This is a genomic window from Pseudobdellovibrio exovorus JSS (genome assembly GCF_000348725.1).
Lineage (GTDB): Bacteria > Bdellovibrionota > Bdellovibrionia > Bdellovibrionales > Bdellovibrionaceae > Pseudobdellovibrio > Pseudobdellovibrio exovorus.
Window position 1 is genome coordinate 748,060 of record NC_020813.1, and the last position, 21,318, is coordinate 769,377.

A 21,318-nucleotide genomic window follows, 5' to 3' on the forward strand; every position below is an offset into this window, starting at 1 on the left:
TTCATTTAGGAGGAATGATGGCAAAAAAAATATTGAGTGTGTTGATGGTCGCAACATTCATATTTACCTCGTGTACATCTCACCGCAAAGTTGAAGTGGACGATGAGTTCGCTGTAGATTCTGATTCATCAACAGGTGCAGATTTCGGTAATGATCTTTCTTTAGATGATTTGAACTTTGAAGGATCATCAGGTTCAAGCCCAACAGCGGGATCTTCAGGTAATATTGATCAAGACTTAGAAGATGAGTTAAATAGTCTAAGTGCGAGCACTTCCTCTCCATCAGCTCCGGTAGCAGATCCTAACGAGTTGACTTTAGATGACGAGTTTTTAGATGCACCTCCACCTCCTGTGGCAACGGCTCCGCCACCAGCGCCGGAACCACCAGTATTTGAAGAGCCGCCAGCTCCCGTATTTGAGCCTCCAGTAGCAGTGACTCCAGAACCGCCGGTATTTGAAGAGCCACCACTAGAGCCAACGCCCGCACCAATTGTTCCTAGTAAGCCTGCAAGCATCAATAATGTGGCCTACAAAGCAAATGCGAATGGTGGAACCATTGAAATTGGCGCAGATCAGCCTTTGCAATACACGACACGTATGAACTCTGCGACCAATCAGTTGGTTGTCGAAGTTGAAAACTCTGTGATTCCAAATAAATTGAAGCGTTCTTTGAACACTAAGGATATGGCTTCTTCTATTGGATCAGTAGATATCTATCAAAATGCGGGCTCTAATGTGGCTCGTTTCGTAGTACAGCTTCGCCCGGGAGCTGAGGAACCATTCATTCAGACAGAAGGAAATAGTCTTTTGATCATTGGTTCTTCTACTGGTGGGGCTATGCAGACTAATAATGGAGCTCCAGCTCCTTATGTTGGGGACTCAACGGTTGTTGCAGGGGCTCAGCCTTCAAATGGAACTGATATTACTGCAGATGGTATTATGAGCTCAGATAGCCTAGAAGAGTTCTTGATCAGTAATAATAAGTTCTATGGTAAGAAAATCTCGATCGAAACTAATAAAATGAATGTTCGCGATGCTTTCCGCTTTTTAGCGGATGAAAGCGGCGTGAATATCATCATGGACGACGCTATTACTGGAGATGTTTCTTTAAAGCTAAGGGATGTTCCTTGGGATCAAGCCTTTATCCTTATCTTGAAGTCTAAACAATTAGGGTTTAAACGCCAGGGGAATGTATTAAGAATCGCCCGTTTGGACGATATTAAAAAAGATGAAGACGAAGCCATTAAGATGCTCGAGAAACGTAAAAATAACGCTCCGTTGATCGTTAGACGTTTCTTTATCGGGTATGCAAATATCGAAGAGCTTGAAAAGAAAATCACACAATTCTTAACGACGACTAGAAACTTGGCCAACGCAGGCGCTGGTGCTGCCGCAGCACAGGCCTCAGCAGTTGAAAATGCTGGAAAGATTATTGCTGACAAGCGAACTAATTCTTTGATCGTGACGGATACAGAAGAGAATATGACTCGTATTGAAAAGCTAGTGGCGGCATTAGATACGCAGCCTCCTCAGGTGCTCATTGAAGGTAAGGTCGTAGAAGCTAAAGAAGAATTTACCAGAGGTCTTGGGATCACTTGGGACAGTACTCCTGAAACGACTACGGGCGCTAACAGATCAAAAATTAGTATTACGCCTCAGTTAGATTCTGGGTTTGCGATTTTAGATTCCCAGTTCTCTTGGGGACAATTGGATATTCTGGGTTCGTTGACGGCTCGATTACAATTAGGTGAAAGGGAAGATAAGGTTCGCGTCTTGTCTTCACCTCGAATTTCAGTCCTTTCAAATGAAAGAGCCACTATCGCGCAGACGGCAGGTATTCTGATTCCACGAGTTCAAACGGATTCAAATACTGGAAACGTGAGCACTACATTTGAGGTGGTACAAGTAGGGGTGAACCTGAATGTAACTCCGCAGGTATCTAATGAGGGTACTGTGACATTGGATATGGACATTGAGCGTTCCTTCCTAGCGCGAGTCGATGCTCAGGCGCCGGATAAACGAAATGCTAAAACTAAAGTAATCGTTAAAAGTGGTGAAACGGCTGTTATCGGGGGAATCTTTGAATCGGAAAGCCGTGATGGTACTTCCGGAGTTCCTGGATTACAGAATATTCCTATTCTAGGGCGTTTATTCAGAAATGACAGGGAAGGTAAGTCGAAGAATGAATTGGTGATCTTCGTGACACCAACGATTTTAAAGCCAGTAGCAGGCTCAGAACCACGAACGGGTAGCTTCTAGTAGATTAAATAAAATGAATTGATCTAAAAGGCTCTGATGACTATCAGGGCCTTTTTTATTTTCAGGGATTAAATCGTTTTAGAATTTAAGAATAAGCAGGATTCATTTTTAAGATTGCTGTAAGAATAAAGTGTATTCGGCGGCAGTTCGAGTTTATCTCCTGCTCTTAATGCGAATTGAGTTCCAGATAAGTTGAAAATTAATTCTCCGGATACGATTTGAATGAATTCTCTTAATTGCGTTCTATTATTAGTCAGTTTCAAACCGGATTTTATTTCAATCTCGGAGTAGTCTAAACCCTCTGCTTGTATCAACTGTATCAAAATGTTCTTACTTGGTGGGATTTCTGCGGTCCATCTGGTGATTTTCATAAAAAAAGTCCTCTAATCTAGTTTTGAGACAATAATAATTTAAAGTGTTATCGCTCACTCGTCGATAAAAAAAATGTTGGAGGACACCTTGAAGAAGATTAACTCAGAAACCACTTCGCAGCATATCAACGATGTTGTTAATTACTTAGAGGCCCATACAAATTTTATTTTTAAATTTGATGAATACATCTTAGAGCTAACACAAAAAGAAGATTTGAAAAAAATCACAATTGATTTTGAACAAATTGAAAAGGTTCTTGTTCGTCAGGATGTAGATGGTTCACAGTTCTTACAAGTGAACTTCTCTCATGGGGCTAAAATTTTAATTACAAAAAATCTAGTTGGCTTTAAGCCGAATCAACTTGTTGGCTTTGATTTGACTCGTATTCCTCGAGTAGTGACCACTGTTGATCTAACTAGCGTGGCAAAAGCGATTGATGATCTGTTTGATTCCGAAGAAACGATCGAATCGACCGCTGAAATTGAGATTTTGAAGAAAGTTTATCAAAGTATTTTGTATGGTGCTGAAGGAGTGGGATTCAAAATGCAGGCAGAAAAGACGTGGTTTTCGTCCATTTTGCTCAACCCCTCAGCAGTGTCTGCTTAATATTTCAGAAAACCCCGACATTTTTCAAATTTTTTAAAATAATTTAAAAAAACCTATTGACCCCGGCGGGAAAAAAAGAGACTTACATAGCCCACAACTGCTTCGGGGGCATAGCTCAGCTGGGAGAGCATCTGATTTGCATTCAGAAGGTCGCAGGTTCGATCCCTGTTGCCTCCACCAAACTTAAGTCAGATGGCTTAACTTTTTTTAAAAATAATTAAAAAAAGTTGTTGACGGCGAAAGAAAGGTGCTTTAGAACAGTTGTCTTTGCTGTGGTTCTTTGAAAACTAAATAGTTATGAAGATTTTGGGCTAACGTCGTAATCTTTCGAGATTATAGACAAACAATTTTTTCGTATGTTTTTCAAAACATACATATAATAAGCAATTATTAAATTTTACAGTTTTTAACTGGAGAGTTTGATTCTGGCTCAGAACAAACGCTGGCGGCGTGCCTAATACATGCAAGTCGAACGGGGAAAGCTTTCGGGTGAGTACTAGTGGCGCACGGGTGAGGAATACATGGGTAATCTGCCCTCGAGTTGGGGATAACTAGTCGAAAGATTAGCTAATACCGAATAAGACCACAGGATCTGCGGATCTAGGGGTTAAAGGTTTTTCGCTTGAGGATGAGCCCATGTGGGATTAGCTAGTTGGTGGGGTAATGGCCTACCAAGGCGACGATCCCTAACTGGTCTTAGAGGATGATCAGTCACACTGGAACTGAGACACGGTCCAGACTCCTACGGGAGGCAGCAGTAGGGAATATTGCACAATGGGGGAAACCCTGATGCAGCGACGCCGCGTGAGTGATGAAGGCCTTCGGGTCGTAAAGCTCTGTCGTATGGGACTAACACAATGAAGGTACCATGCAAGAAAGGATCGGCTAACTTCGTGCCAGCAGCCGCGGTAAGACGAGGGATCCTAGCGTTGTTCGGAATTATTGGGCGTAAAGCGGGTGTAGGCGGGCTTATAAGTCAGGTGTGAAATCCCAGGGCTCAACCCTGGAAGTGCACTTGATACTGTAAGTCTTGAGTGTGGTAGAGGCTATTAGAATTCTTGGTGTAGTGGTGAAATACGTAGATATCAAGAGGAATACCGGAGGCGAAGGCGGATAGCTGGGCCAACACTGACGCTGAGACCCGAAAGCGTGGGGATCAAACAGGATTAGATACCCTGGTAGTCCACGCCGTAAACGATGGATACTTGTTGTTAGTGGTATTGACCCCACTAGTGACGTAGCTAACGCGTTAAGTATCCCGCCTGGGGAGTACGGTCGCAAGATTAAAACTCAAAGAAATTGACGGGGGCCCGCACAAGCGGTGGAGCATGTGGTTTAATTCGATGCAACGCGAAGAACCTTACCTAGGCTTGACATGGACTGGAAGAGTGGCAGAAATGTCCTCGCTCGCAAGAGTCGGTTCACAGGTGCTGCATGGCTGTCGTCAGCTCGTGTCGTGAGATGTTGGGTTAAGTCCCGCAACGAGCGCAACCCTTACCTTTAGTTGCCAGCATTTAGTTGGGCACTCTAAAGGGACTGCCTGCGTTAAGCAGGAGGAAGGTGGGGATGACGTCAAGTCCTCATGGCCCTTATGCCTAGGGCTACACACGTGCTACAATGGTGGTCACAGAGGGAAGCCAAACCGCGAGGTGGAGCTAATCCCTTAAAAGCCATCTAAGTTCAGATTGGTCTCTGCAACTCGAGACCATGAAGTTGGAATCGCTAGTAATCGCGGATCAGAATGCCGCGGTGAATACGTTCCCGGGCCTTGTACACACCGCCCGTCACACCATGAAAGTTGGTCGTACCAGAAGTCGCTGTGCTAACCGCAAGGAGGTAGGCGCCCAAGGTATGGTCGATGATTGGGGTGAAGTCGTAACAAGGTAGCCGTAGGGGAACCTGCGGCTGGATCACCTCCTTTCTAAGGATTATTTAGTTAACTTCGGTTAACTCATTCCTAGGTCAGTACCAAAATCTTTATATGCTATTTAGTTTTGATAGAACTACGGCCGATGGGCCTGTAGCTCAGTTGGTTAGAGCACACGCTTGATAAGCGTGGGGTCGGATGTTCAAGTCATCCCAGGCCCACCAACCAATTTTTAAGTTTTGAACTGTTTTTTGGTTCTTTGAAATTCGAATAGATTGATTGTTTTAATTGATTTTTAGCGAGGTTAGAATACTCATATATTTTAAAGCTACTAAGGGTATATGGTGGATGCCTTGGCACTTAAAGGCGATGAAGGACGTGGTAAGCTGCGATAAGCTTCGGGGAATGGCACACACATTTCGATCCGGAGATTTCCGAATGGGGAAACCCACCTTAACTGGTATTTTACAGCCAATTCATAACTGTAAAAAGCAAACGATGGGAAGTGAAACATCTCAGTACCATCTGGAAAGTAAATCAAACGAGATTTCCCTAGTAGTGGCGAGCGAACGGGAAACAGGCCAAACTCAGTTCATTTTTGAATTGAGGGTTGTAGGACCTCGATGTGGGACTTGAATTTGTTAGGAGAACAGACTGGAAAGTCTGGCGACACAGGGTGATAGCCCCGTATCCGAAAACAAATTCGGCCCTAGAGGTATCCTGAGTACCAACGGACACGTGAAATCCGCTGGGAATCTGGGGGGACCACCCTCCAAGCCTAAATACTAATAAGTGACCGATAGAGGACAAGTACCGTGAGGGAAAGGTGAAAAGAACCCCGAGAGGGGAGTGAAATAGAACCTGAAACCGTATATCTACAAGCAGTAGAAGCGCTTTATATGCGCGACTGCGTACCTTTTGCATAATGAGTCAGCGAGTTATTTTTGCAGGCAAGGTTAAGCCGTTGCAGGTGGAGCCGGAGCGAAAGCGAGTCTGAATAGGGCGATTTAGTCTGCAGGAATAGACCCGAAACCCAGTGATCTAATCATGGCCAGGCTGAAGCGAGGGTAACACCTCGTGGAGGGCCGAACTAGTTGGTGTTGAAAAACCTTTGGATGAGCTGTGATTAGGGGTGAAAGGCCAATCAAACTGGGTGATAGCTGGTTCTCCCCGAAATATATTTAGGTATAGCTTCAGGTAAATTGTATCACGGAGGTAGAGCACTGAATGGGCTAGGGGTCTTTACCAGATTACCAAACCCAAATAAACTCCGAATGCCGTTGATATGTACCCTGGAAGGCAGACATAGGGTGATAAGGTCATATGTCGAGAGGGAAAGAGCCCAGACCGCCGACTAAGGTCCCTAAATACATGCTAAGTGGAAAACGTTGTAGAGTTACTGTGACAACTAGGAGGTTGGCTTAGAAGCAGCAATCCTTTAAAGAAAGCGTAATAGCTCACTAGTCTAGTGACTCCGCGCGGAAGATATAACGGGGCTAAGCATGTTACCGAAGTCGCGGATTTAATATTTATATTAAGTGGTAGGGGAGCGTTCGAGTGTAGGCTGAAGGTTGACCGTGAGGACAGCTGGACGAACTCGAAGTGATCATGCTGACATAAGTAGCGTTTAACTCGGGTGAAAAACCCGGGCGCCGAAAACTCAAGGGTTCCTGGGCAAGGATAATCCTCCCAGGGTTAGTCGAGACCTAAGACGAGGCCAATTGGCGTAGTCGATGGATATCCGGTTAATATTCCGGAACTGTTACATGATTGGTATAGCAATGACAGAGTAGGTAGAGTCAGCCTCTTATTGGATTGAGGTGTAAGCGTGTAGGAGGTCATATAGTTAAGTACGTATGGCAACTCTGAGACGTGAATGCGAGGGATTTATCCCGGAAGTGACTGGAGCCATGCTTTCAAGAAAAGTTGCGATATTTTAAGGTAATACTCGTACCGTAAACCGACTCAGGTGAGTGGGATGAATAATCTAAGGCGATGAGGTGAATCTTGGTTAAGGAACTCGGCAACTTAACACCGTAACTTCGGGAAAAGGTGTGCCTAAGACTGTGTAAGCATTTACTGCTGAAGCAATTTTGGGTCGCAGAGAGTTGGGAGTAGCGACTGTTTATCAAAAACACAGGCATGTGCAAAGTCACAAGACGAAGTATACATGCTGACGCCTGCCCGGTGCTGGAAGGTTAAGAGGATTTGTCAGCGCAAGCGAAGCAGAGAATCGAAGCCCCAGTAAACGGCGGCCGTAACTATAACGGTCCTAAGGTAGCGAAATTCCTTGTCGGGTAAGTTCCGACCTGCACGAATGGCGTAACGACTTCTCCGGTGTCTCAACCAAGGGCCTCGCGAAATTGAATTCTCGGTGAAAATGCCGGGTACCCGCAGAAAGACGGAAAGACCCCGTGAACCTTTACTGTAGCTTGGCAGTGATTTTAGAGTTTGCATGTGTAGGATAGGTGGGAGCCTTTGAAGCCAGGTCGCTAGACTTGGTGGAGGCAACCTTGAAATACCACCCTTGGAAACTTTGAAATCTAACCTGCTCCTCTTAACGAGGAGAGGGACACTGTCTGGTGGGCAGTTTGACTGGGGCGGTCGCCTCCCAAAAAGTAACGGAGGCGCGCGATGGTCCCCTCAGCCTGATTGGAAACCAGGCGTCGAGTGCATTGGCATAAGGGGGCTTGACTGCGAGACCTACAAGTCGAGCAGGTGCGAAAGCAGGCCAAAGTGATCCGGTGGTCCCGCGTGGAAGGGCCATCGCTCAACGGATAAAAGGTACTCCGGGGATAACAGGCTTATTCCATCCAAGAGTCCATATCGACGATGGAGTTTGGCACCTCGATGTCGGCTCATCACATCCTGGGGCTGGAGCAGGTCCCAAGGGTTTAGCTGTTCGCTAATTAAAGTGGTACGCGAGCTGGGTTCAGAACGTCGTGAGACAGTTTGGTCCTTATCTTCTGTGGGCGTAAGAAATTTGAGCAGACCTGTCCTTAGTACGAGAGGACCGGGATGGACGAACCTCTGGTGTTCCAGTTGTCGCGCCAGCGGCAATGCTGGGTAGCTATGTTCGGAATAGATAACCGCTGAAAGCATCTAAGCGGGAAGCTAACTGCAAGATTAGATTTCTCTGGGGCTTCGGCCCCCTAAAGACTCCTCGGAGACTACGAGGTTGATAGGCATAAAGTGTTCGTACAGCAATGTATTTAGCTTATATGTACTAATAGGTCGTGAGGCTTTTTTAAAATTTTATTTCGGAGCTCTATTAAGTAAACATAGTTTACAGAGTTCTTTTTGAGTTCTAACCCATTCGCTAAAAATCAATTAAAACAATTTATTGCTAATAATAACCAATTATTAGCTAAACACTTTTCCTGGTGTTTATAGCAGAGAGGTCACACCTGATCCCATTCCGAACTCAGCAGTTAAGCTCTCTTGCGGCGATGGTATTGCACGCGTGAGCGTGTGAGAGAGTAGCACGATGCCAGGTCTTTTTTTCTAACCCAGTTAAGCGCATGTCAAAATGTACTTAACTGGGTTTTTTTTTGCTTTTTTGTCACCCTGTCTAGATTTTAGACGATTTAGATTCTCAAGTCGAATGTGTCGCTTTTAGATTGGTACTCTTATTGATTATAGACTCGTAGGTGGAGTGTCCTATGAGTACTAAATTCTATTTTATTCAATTTGCTTTGGGCTCAGTTATTGGCGGCCTCATTGCGTGTTCTCCAACTAAGTTTTCTCAGCCAGATTTAAGCAATTCACTTTGTGATGCTTCTGTTACTAATTGTGTAGTTCAGAATAACTACGCCGAGGTCACTCAAGATTTTAAAGTGGGTTCCGGTAAAGTAGATATATTATTTGTTAATGATAACTCGGCTTCCATGTCAAAAGTACAAACACAGCTCGCTGTGCGTTTTTCAGGTTTTATTCAAAGCCTAGATGCAAAAAGTATCGATTATCGAATTGCCATTACAACGACTGACTTAAGCTCTGTTCAAGGTGGCCAACAGCTCGTTACTTTTGGTAATGGCAGCAAATATTTGACGCGCCAAGACTCAAATAGAGTGAGTTTATTCAATAGTGCCATCATTAGAAATGAAACGATTCAGTGTGAAGAGTTCATCACATTTATGTTCAATAACTATGGAACATCTTTTCAATCTCAACCTTATTACCACTCTCAATATCCTATTAAGTGTCCTTCTGCAGATACACGTGGTGTGTACACTGCCAATGTTGTTGTTTCGCAGAACGCTTCATCTTTTATAAGAAGTGATGCGAACTTGAATGTCATTTTGATTTCAAATGATAATGCTCGCCAGGGCAAAGCATTGGAAAGTTCTGATAGAGCAGAAACTTTTGTCAGTATGATGCAACAGACATATCCGACAAAATATTGGGACTTTAATTCGATTGTCGTAAAGGATACGACTTGTCGTGAAAACCAAACTTTAAAAACATCAACGAACCAAGTTGTAAGAAATGAATCAGGCCCTGCAATTGTAGGAGGCCTCGGATTAGAGTATGCGAAGCTTTCCAATACAGCGGCACGAGATATTGATAATAAGGCTCGTCCTAGAGGGAAAATCTTAGATATTTGTCAGTCAGACTACGCTCAACATTTCACAACAATGTCGACACAGATCGCAGAAGATGCGCGTATGTTCAGTATGAAGTGTACACCAGAGTCTGCTCCTTCGGTGCAGGCAACAGATAACAAGGCTATCTCTTACACATGGAGTGGCGACAAGGTTATTTTCTCGAAGGGTACAGAGGGACGATCAGTAAGAGTTGTTTATAGCTGCTATACTGGGCCTACATAGAGAGTGTTTACACTGTATTAAAATGAGATTTTCAAATTTATTGAAAAGCTTTCAGTCATTCGTGAATTTTACTTTTTGAACTTCTAAATTATTCTAGACGTTGTACCGATAGGTCATGCATGGGCATGGTAGATCGATATAAAAAACCAGGTGGATTTGTTCAACTCGTTCAGGTAATCGAAACTTGTAATGCGAAAAAGCGTGAGCAGTTTATGAATATCATTGCGGAAGAAAATCCGGAATGGGCTGAAGCGCTAACGCAAAAATCAATTTCATTTGATAAAATTGTAAGTTGGAGTCCAGAGGTGATCTTAGAAATCATGGCCTCGGTGAATCAATTGGCATTCTCTGTCGCATTGAAAAGTTTAGCACCTGAGCATTTAGAAACCTTCATACAAAAACTATCTCCGCAAGATCGTCGTAAAATTGAAATGACTTTACAAGAGATGAATCCAACTCCGAATGAAATTGGAGCGAGTGTTATGAAAGTAATTTCAGAAACTCGTGGATTGCTTGTACAGGGCTCTATAAAGGCTGAAAAGATAGATCCTCAATTGGTGATTCCCGATGAGTTCGAAGCGAAGCTGGGCAAGTCTGCGCGCTTAGAGGCGGCAGCCCTTTCATTCGAGGGACCTTCAACTGTGGTGAGCACGGCGGCTAATGGAGCTGTGGCAACTGCAGAGATAGAAAAGCTTCAGAAAAGACTGATCTTATTATCTAAAGAGGTGCAAATCTTGAAGAATGAGAATCAGGTCATGAAAGATAAACTCGAAAAAATTAAGAAAATTGCCTAAGAATAGCTTTTATATGCTGACAAAATAATCAGCAACTTGAGTCTACTTGGACTGAAGGACTATAAGCTATTTTCTTGACCAAAAGCTCGCGGTCGCATTATATTCAATCCACTTTGTTGTCGGGGCGTAGCGCAGTCTGGTAGCGCATCTGGTTTGGGACCAGAGGGTCGTAGGTTCGAATCCTATCGCCCCGACCAATTCTTTATCTCATCTTTCCGGATGTAAGCGGGTTCTTTTGGTTCTTTTCTCTTATCTCAGATAAAATCAAAACCTCTCGGGCTGGGACTGTTTTTACTATTCGGTTAGATTTCTGATCGGATGGTAAGAAAAGAGTCCTATGGAATTTTCAAAAAGCACTCAAACTATCTATGATGAAAGTTCTAAAAAAATTTCTGAAATTAAAGGATACTTTTTACGCTTATTACCTTTTTGGATAGCAGGCGCTATTACTGCACTAGTTGCGACAGGTTATGCGCAGCTTTTTTCTTGGGCCGAGCATCTATCTCAAAAAATTTACGATGTAACAGGTCTTTGGTTTATTTTAATTCCTCCGGTTTTCTTTGTGCTCTCATGGGTACTTGTTGAGAAGTTTGCTCCTCGAGCTAATGGTAGTGGGATTCCGCAGTTAATGGTGGCTGTCGATTTAGCTGAGCAAAAACAATCAAGTGTTATCAAAAGTCTTTTAGGCTGGCGAATTATTATAGTAAAAGTGTTGAGCTCTATTTTAGGAGTTATCGGCGGTGGTGCTATTGGGCGAGAAGGCCCCACCCTTCAAATTTCAGGTTCGATATTTCATCTGGTGAATAAATATTGGAAGTTTTCAGAAATTCAGAATCGTTCGGCATTTCTATTAGCCGGCGCAGCCTCGGGATTAGCCTCTGCATTTAATACTCCACTTGGAGGAATTGTTTATGTGGTGGAAGAACTGGCTAAGTCACATCTCAATTCGTTTCGCACAGGTGTTCTACATGCTGTCATTTGCGCGGGGATTATTTCTCAAATGATTATGGGATCCTATTTATATTTAGGTTATCCCAAGGTTGCAGGTTTTAGTTTTTCACAGCTTTGGCAGTATCTGGTTGTAGCTCTGTTTGCGGCATTGATCGTGACACTCTTTACACAGTCCTTAAAAGCGGTCGTTATTTATCGAGGAAAACTTGTAAGCTTTAAGAGTAAATTATTTTTCACTGTGACGGCAGGATTTCTATTTTCATTAATGGTGGTATTTATTTCTAAGACTGGTTTAGGGCCAGGACAGGAAACGCTAAATAGATTACTTTTTTCTGAGCAGATGGCATCACTTACCGATATTGTTGCTAGATTTCTAGGAAGTGCTTTTACGTATGCGAATGGAGGCGCCGGCGGAGTTTTTGCTCCGATCTTGAGCCTAGGTGGCTCGGTTGGCTCTTTTTTTAGTAGTGCATTGGAATTTGAATTGGGTCCCTTATCTGTTCTTATCGGTATGAGTGCGGGACTGGCTGCATTGACACATTCCCCATTAACCTCGTTTATTTTGATATTAGAAATGACGGATCGTCATCGGGCTATTTTTCCTTTGATGTTAGCGGCTATTGTAGGGCATGGGGTGTCTCGATGGATTTCACAGCAATCATTTTATGAGTTTGTTTCTGAAAGAATCTTAAAAGAGACTTCAACAGTGGTGGGAAAAAATGAAAGTTCTGATTAATGTAATAGGGAAACCCGTACATGAGGTGGATTTACCAGTTGTTCACTTTTCTTATACTTCTCGTATAAAAAGATCCACTCAAGTTTTTTTGATATTTTTTCTTTCAGGAATTCTTTCTATCTTAATTCCTGTTCTGCATTTTGTACTTGTTCCGGGGCTGATCCTAACAGCTTTTGTAATGGCGTATTTAAAATTTAAAGAGGTCGCTGTTATCGACTTATCTGGCGGGCTGATGTGTCCTGAGTGCCAATCCAACATTGACGAGAAAAAGATCTCATTCAAAAAAGAAGAAGTGCGAGCTCGTCTACATTGTTTTGGCTGTGGTCAGGGACTAGAAGTCTTATTGGAACAGTCTCCATCTTAAAAAAAGAAGAGGGTTTCGTCTTAGTCACCATGTATTTTGAAGTTGCCAAAAAACATGAGTGCCAATCTCCACAATTAGCAGCTCATTTGTGGATGTTGGAACAAATTGATGGCGTTCCCCTGCCTCAGATGAACTCTTTCGTAAGCCATTAGAGGGGTTATTTCCCTTTCCAGATGAATATTTTCAGTTAATTCCAAAAGAGTATTTTGAGGAATAATTTTTTACAATGCACATGTAGGGATTTTTGGATGCTGATAAATTAGGCTTTTGGTTTTTATCAACTGGTCTTCAACAAGCAATATTTCATGGACTTAGGCGTGGCTCATTGAATATTGTACAGACCTTTTCGGGAGGTCTTGTATGAAAAGAAGTTTTTTTGGATTGTTTATTTCAATCTTGTTTGTGGCATCAAATGCCTTTGCCGTAGGTCCATTCGAGCGCTATGTGGGAGTTTATAAATTACAGACTCCACCCAAAATTGTTAAAAACAACATTCTTTATTGCAACTATTTGAACATTAAGTTGATGACGGGTTTGGTAATTGGAACTTTGAATGGTAATGAAACAGCCGAGGTCATTTCTATTACTAATGGCGGCGCTTCAACTCAGCATTCTTATATTACATTTTTTGAATACTCATATCCAAATGAGCGTTATCCTCGTTCTGGTGTTTTATCTGAAGAGGGCGATACGGCCATGTATACTGTAGATGCCACAGTTGATAAATATCACTGGGTTATGTCTAAAGGTGCAAATGGATATCAACTTGAAATCAACTATTACAATTCCTATGGAAATCGTTTTGGTTCTTGCCATTACTACTTGGATCTAAAAAAAGTTAAATAGTTATTTAAACGTTTAAACTTGTGAAAGATTATTCGTGCTGAAAAAGATAGGGCCTTTTGTATTTAAATTCCTGTTGTGCTTCCTAGTTGGAGGGGCTGCGAAAGCGCAATTGTACAAAGAGGCCTTTTATCTTTCTGGACGCAAGTTTACAGTGCTTAATCCTACGATGTCCGCCGCCGATACAGCGAGGCCTGTGGTGCTCTTGTTACATGGCTGTCAGATGACGGCAGAGCAGATGATTCAGATGACGGGTATTGAGCAGTGGGCACAGCAGAAAGACTTTATTGTCTTAGCTCCAGAGCAGTCTCAGCTTTTAAATCCTATGAATTGCTGGAATTGGTTTTTACCGGCGAACCAGCAGCCTGTTTTTCCAAGCGAGATTGCTACATTGGCCCAAGCTGTACGTCATGTCGTTTCCCGTTATAACGGAGACCCTCGACATGTTTATGCCATGGGATTTTCTTCAGGGGCTTACTTAACAGCTAACTTATTTTATTGTTATCCAGATCTTTTAGCTGGAGTAACGATTCACTCTGGAGGAGCCTTTAAAGCCGCAGAAAGTGGATTATGGGCTGCGGAAACGATGAAGAAGGGCAGCTTTAAATCGGATCGCCATTTGTCGAATGATGCCTACATGTGTGCTCGTCCACGTCAGACATCAGTTTTATCTAAGAAAATGATTGTTGTTCAGGGATCAAAAGACGATGTGGTGGATCAGAAAAATGCATTACAATTGTCATCACAGTTTTTAGGATTTTTGGATTTCGCTGACGACCAAAAATGGAATCAGTCTTTATCTTTTCAAAAAAATATCACAACAGCTGGCAATAAGAAGTTTCCAGTGCAGATCACTCAGTATGTGAATGATCGCGTGTATTTACATTCAATTCACATTGAAAATCTTCCACATCATTGGAGTGGAGGACAAGCAGGAAGTACGTACGCTGAGCCTCACTCTTTAGATGTCACTGAGTACAGCCTTAAAGTCTTTTTAGACAATCGCTAATTTTAATAGCCCCAATAAACTTTACAAGAAACTTTATATTTAGCTTCAAGTCCGATTAGATATTTCGTGATAACTGGTATTAAAACTGCATTTAAGCAGGAATTCACTAGGGAGCGAATATGTTAGGACCCAGCTTTAAATTAGCGTTAAGAAGAGAACTATTTGTGGCACTGTTTACAACTTGTACAGTTGTGGGTGGACTTCCAGCCCATGCTCAGTTGTCTCCGTCCTTGATGGCGGAACTAGATCCGAGCTGTGCTAAAACGGCAGATCCAGATGAGGCCTCTTATCGATTTACATCTCATTCAAAAAAGTATGCTGGGAAGTGTGTCGACTCAGTTCGCTTTAGAGCTATTCAGAATTTAAGAATCGCAAATAATACGGCTGTATTAAACAACTATCAACACGAGCGTGATTTTTGGAAGGCTGAGTTTTCGACGTCCCCTGAAAACATTGAGGCTGTCTACTTCCAAGTGGTGCGTTTCCCTATTTTAGGAATTGTTGAGGCTGGCCATGCCCAGATTAGATTTAAATTAAAACAACCTGCGCAGTTAAAAAGTCAGTCGGATGCCAATAAGTCGGCCCAAGTCCAAGATGTCTTAATTTCCTTTGAGGCGACCTTCCCAGAAGGCGAAAAATATAATTTTGCTTTAGGAGCTATGGATAACTTTGGTTTGATCGCGCGTGTAATGTCGATGGAACAGAAGCGGTTGGATTCACCAACGGCTCCCTTTGAACAATATGAATTAAATTTGACCGCAGAAGAAGGATCTCAACTTTTACGAACAGCGTTGAGCCGTGCCAGCAGTATTGGGAAACGCTATGCGTACAATACGCTTAGACCGAATTGTGCGACCGAGGCTTTTGATCTCTTAGATGGTTTGGATCGTCTTAAAGGTAAGTTCCCTCCATTCTTAACAGTTATTTCTAATGATCCGGTAGCGCAGCCTTCAATTACAGGTCTACGTGAACGAGGCATTTTAAAGCAACGTGTACAGAACTATGAAGACGAACAAAAAGGTATTATTAAGACATTAGAGGTTTCGTCTCAACGATCGGTGCCTCTGTTGCCACAGGTTCCAGCCAACCCATGGACACTTGTTGTGACTTTACCGAACTTGCAGCGCTTAAGTCCTTCCGAAAAAGACGCTATTCTTAAAGTCAGATCACATTTATTAAGACAGGCTCCTCTATTAGTGCAGGGCTTAGGCTCTGCAATGATGTCTGAAGTTGGTGGTGATGCGAGTACGGTTGTGATTGCATCATTAAAGTTGTTGCAAGAGCGTTTAGCTACAATCTTAAAAGAGAGCAATGATCTATTGCCACAAAATGCTCAGGCGCTAGGATTGTATTTAGTCCCATTCAAAACAGATTCGACTCAGACACGTTTAGATGGTTTGGGAATCCCTGCCGCTCTGCCATTTGCTGTGACAGATGTGGTGGTGGATGAGTCTATCGCTCGCTCTCAAGAGATCTACTACCATTTAGCTGAAGGCACGCGCAAAGCAGGTGATGTGGGTTCACAAGCGAAAGATGTTGGCTACTTGATGGGAACGGCTATTCGTTTGAAGTTACAAAAAAATAATGTTCAAGTTAGAAGTCAGTTAATGGTGGGATTAAATAATCAGAAAAAACCATTCACTATGAGCAACTCGCAAGTGGTGTTTCACGAGAATGTAGTTACAGGTGGTGAAAATCGCACCACTCGTCCAGTGATGTTGGTGACACATACACAATTGGGAGTAAATCAAATCAATCCTGCTGTGGACATCGAGTTTGGCCCAGCCGGTGGTATTGCCGGTAGCCTTGCTGGTGATGCCTTTGGAACATACCAAGTGTTAAAACAATTCGGTACTTCATGCGAGACACGATCATCATCGACGCCAACCTTAAATGGTGTTTTAGCCGAGAGCGCTTTAGGTAAGCCACTATTAGATGGTTTCCTAAAAGGGAAAAAAGTGAGCTTCCAGATCATGAATGTAAAAATGGATTTAGGGCAGCAAGCGATCACAAATATGGACGTCAAAATTAATACATGGCCTGTTACTTGTATGTCGGATCAATCGGTGAATACACAGTTCGTGCAGAATGCGAACGACATGTTGAATAAACTTAAGGCTGAAGCAAGAAGCGGTAGCTTAATGCAAAAGTTAATGAAAGGCTTCTTGCAGCGCTAAGTTAAAAGCTAAGCTCTAGATTCCATTGTATATCTAGATAGCCTGTCTTAAGACAGGCTATCTGATGGAACTTTATATTTTTCTGTTTCAGATCCAGAAACAGCTGCGGCAATAACTAAATCTCCGCTGACATTAATTGTGGTGCGGCACATATCTAAAAGTCGATCCACACCTAAAATAATACCGATGCTCTCTGGCGGGATGCCAACTGTTTGTAGCAGGATCATCATCGGTGGTAATGATCCCCCTGGAACACCTGCTGTTCCGATTCCAGCTAGTATAGAAATAAGAACGACTGTGACCTGCTGTCCAAGGCTCAGGTCGATCCCGTAGACTTGCGCTAAGAAAAGCACGGTGACGCCTTCAAATAAGGCTGTTCCATTTTGGTTGGCGGTAGAGCCTATGGTCAGTACGAATCTTGAGATGTGTGGAGGAAGCTTTAAAGATTTCTCTGCGACCTCTAGCGTTTTTGGCAGGGTGGCATTCGATGAAGCTGTAGAAAAAGCGTAAAGGAAAACGTCACGACATTTATGAACAAATTCAATAGGGCTAATCTTCGAAAATATCTTAAGAATTAAAGAGTACACGATGGTTTGTTGTAGAAGGAGCCCTAAAACAACGACAAAAACATAGAACAGAAGGGATTTGAAAATACTAAATCCAAATGTATAAGCTGAGTTAAAAACAAGTGCGAAGACAGCATAAGGAGCCAGCTTCATAGCAAATTCAACCATCTTCATACAGGCTGCTAATATCTTTTCAAAGAAATCGATCAGGATATTTTTTTCACCAGTCGGTGTAGATAAGCTGATGCCCATCGCAAATAGCAGCGCAAATACCATCAAGGCGATGATTTCTCCATCTAGAGCTCGAGCGGCAGAGTCGACAGGATTCTTCGTGAAAAGGTCGACAATGATTTGCTGAATAGGTTTTGCGCTCAGCATATTCTCTTTCAGTTTAGAAAGAGTTCCTGCATTTTGAGAAATCAGATCTGTATCAATAGTTAAACCGGCACCTGGCTTGAATAAGTTCACGAGGGTGATACCAATTAAAACAGAAGCGGCACTTGTGACAAAAGTGAAGAAGATGGTTTTACCCGCAACTTTTCCTAGGCCCCGTGCTTGACCTAATTCATTTACCCCCAGAACAAGAGCCGAAAAAATTAACGGAACTACGACCATAAAGATCATTCTTAAGAAAATTTGTCCGATTGGATTCAGAACGTAAACATTGAAGCTATTGATAAAAGCTAAGTTAGTATCGTGCAGAGCAAGGCCAGCTGCTCCACCTAAAAGAAGACCGAGTATCAATTTGGTATGTTGATTCATTAATTTACCCCTCTGCTAGCATTATTTTGAATACATCAATGTTTATAGTTAAACAGAGCACTTATATTTATGAAGATCAAAGATTTTATGAGGGAATTTTGTCTGAGGATAAGCAGAGGACTATGAAATAGGTTGAAATAACAGATGACTTAATAAAACATAGAAATATGAGTCTTGATTCATTGATACAGAAAACTCCTCGTCCAGTCTTAATTGGTGTTATTTTAATCGTGGCCCTGGCATTCTTTATTTATAATGAGCCACTTAAGGATGAGTGTGGAATTCAAGGCGATAAATTCAAAAAAAATACAGCAGGTCTTCTGACAGCGACACGAGTGAACAAAAAAATACAGTATCAAAAGATACTTTATTCCAGTGTGCGGTGTAAAAAAGGAAACTCGATTGGTTCCTGTTCAGAGTATCTTGAACACTTGCGCCTTCTAGTGCGCGAGCTGAAAAGTGTAAGCCCGAAATGTCAGGAGCCTTTAATTAAAGATCATCCGAGCTTGGCAGCCCAGATGACACAAGCGTTACAGATTGTTCCGCTAGTCGCATGGGGAGAAGCACCTCCGAAAGGACTAGCTGAGCGCGCGGGGTGGTTGAACGAAGCCCATTTGCGTAGCTTCTGCTATATCAAGGATGCATTTATCCGATTAGTTGGTATAGAGAGCTTTGAAAAAATCAGAGATGGTGTCTATCTAGAGTATCCCGGTGAGTGGCCTGAAAACTTTGATGTGAATAAAATTATTCCTACGCCAACTGCAAAAAAAACCGAGCAAGATGACGAGATCGATTTAAATCGTATCATTGATCAAAATCGCCCTCGTGCTTATAAGTCAGCTGCCAATCCTACAGGTGCCTTTACTAAAGATGAAGTTTATGAAAGAAGTTTGTACTCTATACGCTGTGATTTATACATGTAGCTGATCAGATAGATATGAGATGCAGGCTCTGCCAACGCATTCTTCCATCCAAATGTTGAATGCGCCCGACGAAGCAAAAGTCGGGCTCGCTAAGATTTTCGATTTTGTAAACTAATCCTCGAGCTTTTGATACGCACCAGTCTTCTGGACAAAGTCCATACTGAGCTAAGTCCGCAGTCAGAGAGTTGATGCATTTGAGCTCGCGTGTTTTGTGTGTTTGACCATATAAAAAATTCATAAAAGTTCCCCCTCATTGTGTCTTTCTTGAGTGCGCTTCAATGCAACGCTGGTGCCTAGGGTAGAGGAATTCATTGAGCTTTAAATTGCTTTTTATAAGAAACTGTCTTGAAATTAAGAATGAAATTATCAAATCGGAGATTTTTATGTTGAGCTATCGCAGTCAGTTCTTAGTTTTGTTGGGATGGATATTTATAGTTACAGCTCTTTTTAAAGTTATTCCTGAGAAGCAGGTAGCTGCTGTGATTGCAGGGATTGGTTTTTTGTTGTGGCCGACATTGTTCTTGGTGAACGAGTTTAAAAAAAGTACGTTGAATCGTGTTCATGCAGGTCTTCTATTATTATTTTTAGTGTGCTCGGCATTACCAGTATTCTTTTTAAGAGTGCTCAACTGGGGTGTTGATTTCAATACACTCAGTTTCTTAGGTATATCGGGGCCTGTGATTCACAAATTTTCGAACTATTTCTATCTGATGATGATGGCCTCGGCTTTGTACTTTTGGTTTCAAGATCGAAAAAGCAAACAGAATAAATAGTTTGGAGTCAAAGAGGGCTGTAGAAACAAAAAAAGCCGACTTTTCAGTCGGCTTACTGTAGGAACAACAATTTAAATAATACTATATGATCTCAGACTAAACTTCAAATGGAACTGGACTAATCAGTTCTGGGCGTGGAGCTGTATCATAAGCATCAGTACCAGACGGAAGTAGGGCTAAGTTACGAGCCTTTTTAACCGCTGCAGAAACTTTCTTTTGCTGAGCTAAGCTAAGCTTAGAAATACGAGCTGGAGTGATCTTACCTGCATCACTAACAAAGCGAGCTAATGAAGCTGGATCTTTGTAGTCGAAGTTATGGTCGCCTGAGTACTCTGTTCTGTACTTGCTGCGAACGTTTTTCTTGTTATTTTCACGACCGTTTTCTTTTTCCATTCTAAACCTCTTGCCAATTGAAGAATAAATGTAATATACCAGAAAGCTCGAATTTGGAAGTTATTTTTATTAGGAGATGTAAAATATGAGTCGTTGTGAATTAACAGGTAAAAGCCCAGTAGTAAAAAACTTGGTGAGCCACTCAAATATCAAAACTAAAAGCACGGCGATGCCAAATGTTCAAAGAAAACGCATATTTAGCCGTACTTTAAACGGAATGGTGAGACTTTATGTAGCAACTAGCGCTATCCGTGATATGGAGCACTCTGGTGGATTTGATAAATTTATCTTAAACCAAGATGATAAAGTGCTTTCTAAAAGAGCAATGGAAGTTAAAACTAAAATCCGCCGTAAAATGAACAAATCGGCTAAGAAAGCGTAATTGGGAGCAGTTATGAGTTTAAAAATTAGAAAAGGCGACACAGTTCAAGTAATCTCTGGCGCTGACAAAGGTAAAAAAGGTTCTGTTTTAGAAGTTAAACCTTCTGCTATGAAAATCAAAATTCAAGGTGTGAAAGTTCAAACTCATTACGATAAAAAAGACGGCTTACTTAAAAAAGAGGGTTTCATTGACTACTCTAATGTTAAGTTAGTTGAAACAGCTGCTAAAGAAAAAAAAGCGACTAAGAAATCTGCTGCTAAATCTAAGTAGTATTTCTTTAGACTAGTCTAAGATTAGTCGAGTCCTTCCAGCTGAGCTGAAAAGTACTAGAAAAATTAAAAAGGCCATTTGAAAATAAAGCATGATTTCAAATGGCCTTTTTCTTTTTGTACTCGCTGTAAGTTTCATGATCTATTCGCCACGCTCTGTGGCACAAGAGGCAGCTCCACAGGTAGATGTTGCGGCTGAAGTTTCAGATATTTTCTATATTTGCAAACGTGACAAACTCACTCGTTGGTTAAGAGCCTATAAATTAGATAATGGAAAATGTCATACTCAGTATTCTAAAGAAGGGTATTTACAAATCATCAGTTCTGCGACGTATTTTACTAGCTGTGAGGGCGTTTTGCACAGTGTTCAAAAGAATCTAGAAGAGGGTGGATTTAAATGTTCTCCTTCTGCGAAGTACTCAGTTATTGAATTGGATTAAAAGA

The 21,318-nt window shown here is 42.1% G+C and carries 18 protein-coding genes, 3 tRNA genes and 3 rRNA genes; 20 read left to right on the forward strand and 4 right to left on the reverse strand.

From position 1 onward, the window contains the following. Positions 1-17 precede the first annotated feature (17 nt). Positions 18-2,258, forward strand: coding sequence for a type IV pilus secretin PilQ (pilQ, locus tag A11Q_RS03795; RefSeq protein ID WP_015469467.1), 2,241 nt, complete (start codon positions 18-20; stop codon positions 2,256-2,258). Positions 2,259-2,326: 68 nt separating this feature from the next. Here pilQ and A11Q_RS03800 read toward each other — a convergent pair whose 3' ends face one another. After that, the gene (locus A11Q_RS03800) at positions 2,327-2,629 is read right to left on the reverse strand and encodes a cupin domain-containing protein (protein ID WP_015469468.1); all 303 of its coding nucleotides are present in this window, start codon (positions 2,627-2,629) and stop codon (positions 2,327-2,329) included. 88 nt (positions 2,630-2,717) lie between these two features. On the opposite strand from A11Q_RS03800, the gene A11Q_RS03805 reads away from it, so the two are divergent. The 14 genes from A11Q_RS03805 (at position 2,718) to A11Q_RS03870 (ending at position 16,806) form a co-directional block, all read left to right on the forward strand. Continuing rightward, a complete protein-coding gene (locus A11Q_RS03805; protein ID WP_015469469.1) occupies positions 2,718-3,236 on the forward strand; it encodes a hypothetical protein in 519 nt (172 codons plus the stop codon). A gap of 104 nt (positions 3,237-3,340) precedes the next feature. Then, a tRNA-Ala gene (locus A11Q_RS03810) sits at positions 3,341-3,416 on the forward strand. A gap of 227 nt (positions 3,417-3,643) precedes the next feature. Beyond that, positions 3,644-5,157: ribosomal RNA gene (locus tag A11Q_RS03815) — 16S ribosomal RNA — on the forward strand. Positions 5,158-5,250: 93 nt separating this feature from the next. Then, positions 5,251-5,327, forward strand: a tRNA-Ile gene (locus A11Q_RS03820). A 97-nt stretch (positions 5,328-5,424) separates the two neighbouring features. Then, positions 5,425-8,354, forward strand: a 23S ribosomal RNA gene (locus A11Q_RS03825). A 128-nt stretch (positions 8,355-8,482) separates the two neighbouring features. After that, positions 8,483-8,599: ribosomal RNA gene (gene rrf / locus A11Q_RS03830) — 5S ribosomal RNA — on the forward strand. The 16S, 23S and 5S rRNA genes sit together here with 2 tRNA genes alongside, the layout of an rRNA operon. Positions 8,600-8,765: 166 nt before the next feature. After that, on the forward strand, positions 8,766-9,932 hold the full coding sequence (locus tag A11Q_RS13400; protein WP_015469470.1) for a hypothetical protein: 1,167 nt from the start codon (positions 8,766-8,768) through the stop codon (positions 9,930-9,932). A gap of 125 nt (positions 9,933-10,057) precedes the next feature. Beyond that, entirely contained in the window at positions 10,058-10,726 is a 669-nt protein-coding gene (locus tag A11Q_RS03840) for a FliG C-terminal domain-containing protein (protein ID WP_158320351.1), read from the forward strand. 120 nt (positions 10,727-10,846) lie between these two features. Beyond that, positions 10,847-10,923, forward strand: a tRNA-Pro gene (locus A11Q_RS03845). Positions 10,924-11,063: 140 nt separating this feature from the next. After that, positions 11,064-12,413 carry a chloride channel protein gene (locus tag A11Q_RS03850; protein ID WP_015469472.1) on the forward strand — a complete coding sequence of 450 codons (1,350 nt, stop codon included), beginning with the start codon at positions 11,064-11,066 and terminating at the stop codon, positions 12,411-12,413. Further along, entirely contained in the window at positions 12,397-12,777 is a 381-nt protein-coding gene (locus tag A11Q_RS03855) for a hypothetical protein (protein ID WP_015469473.1), read from the forward strand. The genes A11Q_RS03850 and A11Q_RS03855 overlap by 17 nt, the downstream gene beginning before the upstream one ends. 360 nt (positions 12,778-13,137) lie before the next feature. Beyond that, positions 13,138-13,623 carry a hypothetical protein gene (locus A11Q_RS03860; protein WP_015469474.1) on the forward strand — a complete coding sequence of 162 codons (486 nt, stop codon included), beginning with the start codon at positions 13,138-13,140 and terminating at the stop codon, positions 13,621-13,623. Positions 13,624-13,657: 34 nt separating this feature from the next. Beyond that, positions 13,658-14,629: an extracellular catalytic domain type 1 short-chain-length polyhydroxyalkanoate depolymerase gene (locus A11Q_RS03865; protein ID WP_015469475.1), complete on the forward strand. Its 972-nt coding sequence runs from the start codon at positions 13,658-13,660 to the stop codon at positions 14,627-14,629. A gap of 164 nt (positions 14,630-14,793) precedes the next feature. Then, positions 14,794-16,806 carry a lipoprotein N-acyltransferase Lnb domain-containing protein gene (locus tag A11Q_RS03870; RefSeq protein WP_158320352.1) on the forward strand — a complete coding sequence of 671 codons (2,013 nt, stop codon included), beginning with the start codon at positions 14,794-14,796 and terminating at the stop codon, positions 16,804-16,806. A gap of 47 nt (positions 16,807-16,853) precedes the next feature. Here the strand turns inward: A11Q_RS03870 and A11Q_RS03875 are convergent, their stop codons facing one another. Then, positions 16,854-18,134, reverse strand: coding sequence for a dicarboxylate/amino acid:cation symporter (locus A11Q_RS03875; protein ID WP_015469477.1), 1,281 nt, complete (start codon positions 18,132-18,134; stop codon positions 16,854-16,856). A gap of 167 nt (positions 18,135-18,301) precedes the next feature. On the opposite strand from A11Q_RS03875, the gene A11Q_RS03880 reads away from it, so the two are divergent. Further along, entirely contained in the window at positions 18,302-19,057 is a 756-nt protein-coding gene (locus A11Q_RS03880) for a hypothetical protein (RefSeq protein ID WP_015469478.1), read from the forward strand. Positions 19,058-19,061: 4 nt separating this feature from the next. On the opposite strand, the gene A11Q_RS03885 is transcribed toward A11Q_RS03880, so the two are convergent. After that, complete coding sequence (locus A11Q_RS03885; protein ID WP_015469479.1) at positions 19,062-19,295, reverse strand: hypothetical protein; 234 nt, start codon at positions 19,293-19,295, stop codon at positions 19,062-19,064. 145 nt (positions 19,296-19,440) lie between these two features. Between A11Q_RS03885 and A11Q_RS03890 the strand changes: the two genes are divergently transcribed. Continuing rightward, complete coding sequence (locus tag A11Q_RS03890; protein ID WP_015469480.1) at positions 19,441-19,830, forward strand: hypothetical protein; 390 nt, start codon at positions 19,441-19,443, stop codon at positions 19,828-19,830. A 96-nt stretch (positions 19,831-19,926) separates the two neighbouring features. Here A11Q_RS03890 and rpsR read toward each other — a convergent pair whose 3' ends face one another. Continuing rightward, a complete protein-coding gene (rpsR, locus tag A11Q_RS03895; protein WP_015469481.1) occupies positions 19,927-20,223 on the reverse strand; it encodes a 30S ribosomal protein S18 in 297 nt (98 codons plus the stop codon). Between the two features lie 85 nt (positions 20,224-20,308). Between rpsR and rpmB the strand changes: the two genes are divergently transcribed. From rpmB to A11Q_RS03910, 3 genes are all read left to right on the forward strand, one after another. After that, a complete protein-coding gene (gene rpmB / locus A11Q_RS03900; RefSeq protein WP_015469482.1) occupies positions 20,309-20,605 on the forward strand; it encodes a 50S ribosomal protein L28 in 297 nt (98 codons plus the stop codon). A gap of 12 nt (positions 20,606-20,617) precedes the next feature. Beyond that, on the forward strand, positions 20,618-20,875 hold the full coding sequence (locus A11Q_RS03905) for a KOW motif-containing protein (RefSeq protein WP_015469483.1): 258 nt from the start codon (positions 20,618-20,620) through the stop codon (positions 20,873-20,875). Between the two features lie 136 nt (positions 20,876-21,011). After that, positions 21,012-21,314, forward strand: coding sequence for a hypothetical protein (locus tag A11Q_RS03910; protein WP_148284931.1), 303 nt, complete (start codon positions 21,012-21,014; stop codon positions 21,312-21,314). The last annotated feature ends 4 nt before the right edge of the window (positions 21,315-21,318 follow it).

What these genes read in the sequence shown, in the direction of transcription:
- A11Q_RS03800 (WP_015469468.1), bottom strand. Translation starts at nt 2,629, where the DNA reads ATGAAAATCACCAGATGGACCGCAGAAATCCCACCAAGTAAGAACATT.
- rpmB (WP_015469482.1), top strand. Translation starts at nt 20,309, where the DNA reads ATGAGTCGTTGTGAATTAACAGGTAAAAGCCCAGTAGTAAAAAACTTG.
- A11Q_RS03840 (WP_158320351.1), top strand. Translation starts at nt 10,058, where the DNA reads ATGGTAGATCGATATAAAAAACCAGGTGGATTTGTTCAACTCGTTCAG.
- A11Q_RS03875 (WP_015469477.1), bottom strand. Translation starts at nt 18,134, where the DNA reads ATGAATCAACATACCAAATTGATACTCGGTCTTCTTTTAGGTGGAGCA.
- A11Q_RS03905 (WP_015469483.1), top strand. Translation starts at nt 20,618, where the DNA reads ATGAGTTTAAAAATTAGAAAAGGCGACACAGTTCAAGTAATCTCTGGC.
- A11Q_RS03860 (WP_015469474.1), top strand. Translation starts at nt 13,138, where the DNA reads ATGAAAAGAAGTTTTTTTGGATTGTTTATTTCAATCTTGTTTGTGGCA.
- pilQ (WP_015469467.1), top strand. Translation starts at nt 18, where the DNA reads ATGGCAAAAAAAATATTGAGTGTGTTGATGGTCGCAACATTCATATTT.
- A11Q_RS03890 (WP_015469480.1), top strand. Translation starts at nt 19,441, where the DNA reads ATGTTGAGCTATCGCAGTCAGTTCTTAGTTTTGTTGGGATGGATATTT.
- A11Q_RS13400 (WP_015469470.1), top strand. Translation starts at nt 8,766, where the DNA reads ATGAGTACTAAATTCTATTTTATTCAATTTGCTTTGGGCTCAGTTATT.
- A11Q_RS03910 (WP_148284931.1), top strand. Translation starts at nt 21,012, where the DNA reads ATGATCTATTCGCCACGCTCTGTGGCACAAGAGGCAGCTCCACAGGTA.
- A11Q_RS03885 (WP_015469479.1), bottom strand. Translation starts at nt 19,295, where the DNA reads ATGAATTTTTTATATGGTCAAACACACAAAACACGCGAGCTCAAATGC.
- A11Q_RS03850 (WP_015469472.1), top strand. Translation starts at nt 11,064, where the DNA reads ATGGAATTTTCAAAAAGCACTCAAACTATCTATGATGAAAGTTCTAAA.
- A11Q_RS03880 (WP_015469478.1), top strand. Translation starts at nt 18,302, where the DNA reads ATGAGTCTTGATTCATTGATACAGAAAACTCCTCGTCCAGTCTTAATT.
- A11Q_RS03855 (WP_015469473.1), top strand. Translation starts at nt 12,397, where the DNA reads ATGAAAGTTCTGATTAATGTAATAGGGAAACCCGTACATGAGGTGGAT.
- rpsR (WP_015469481.1), bottom strand. Translation starts at nt 20,223, where the DNA reads ATGGAAAAAGAAAACGGTCGTGAAAATAACAAGAAAAACGTTCGCAGC.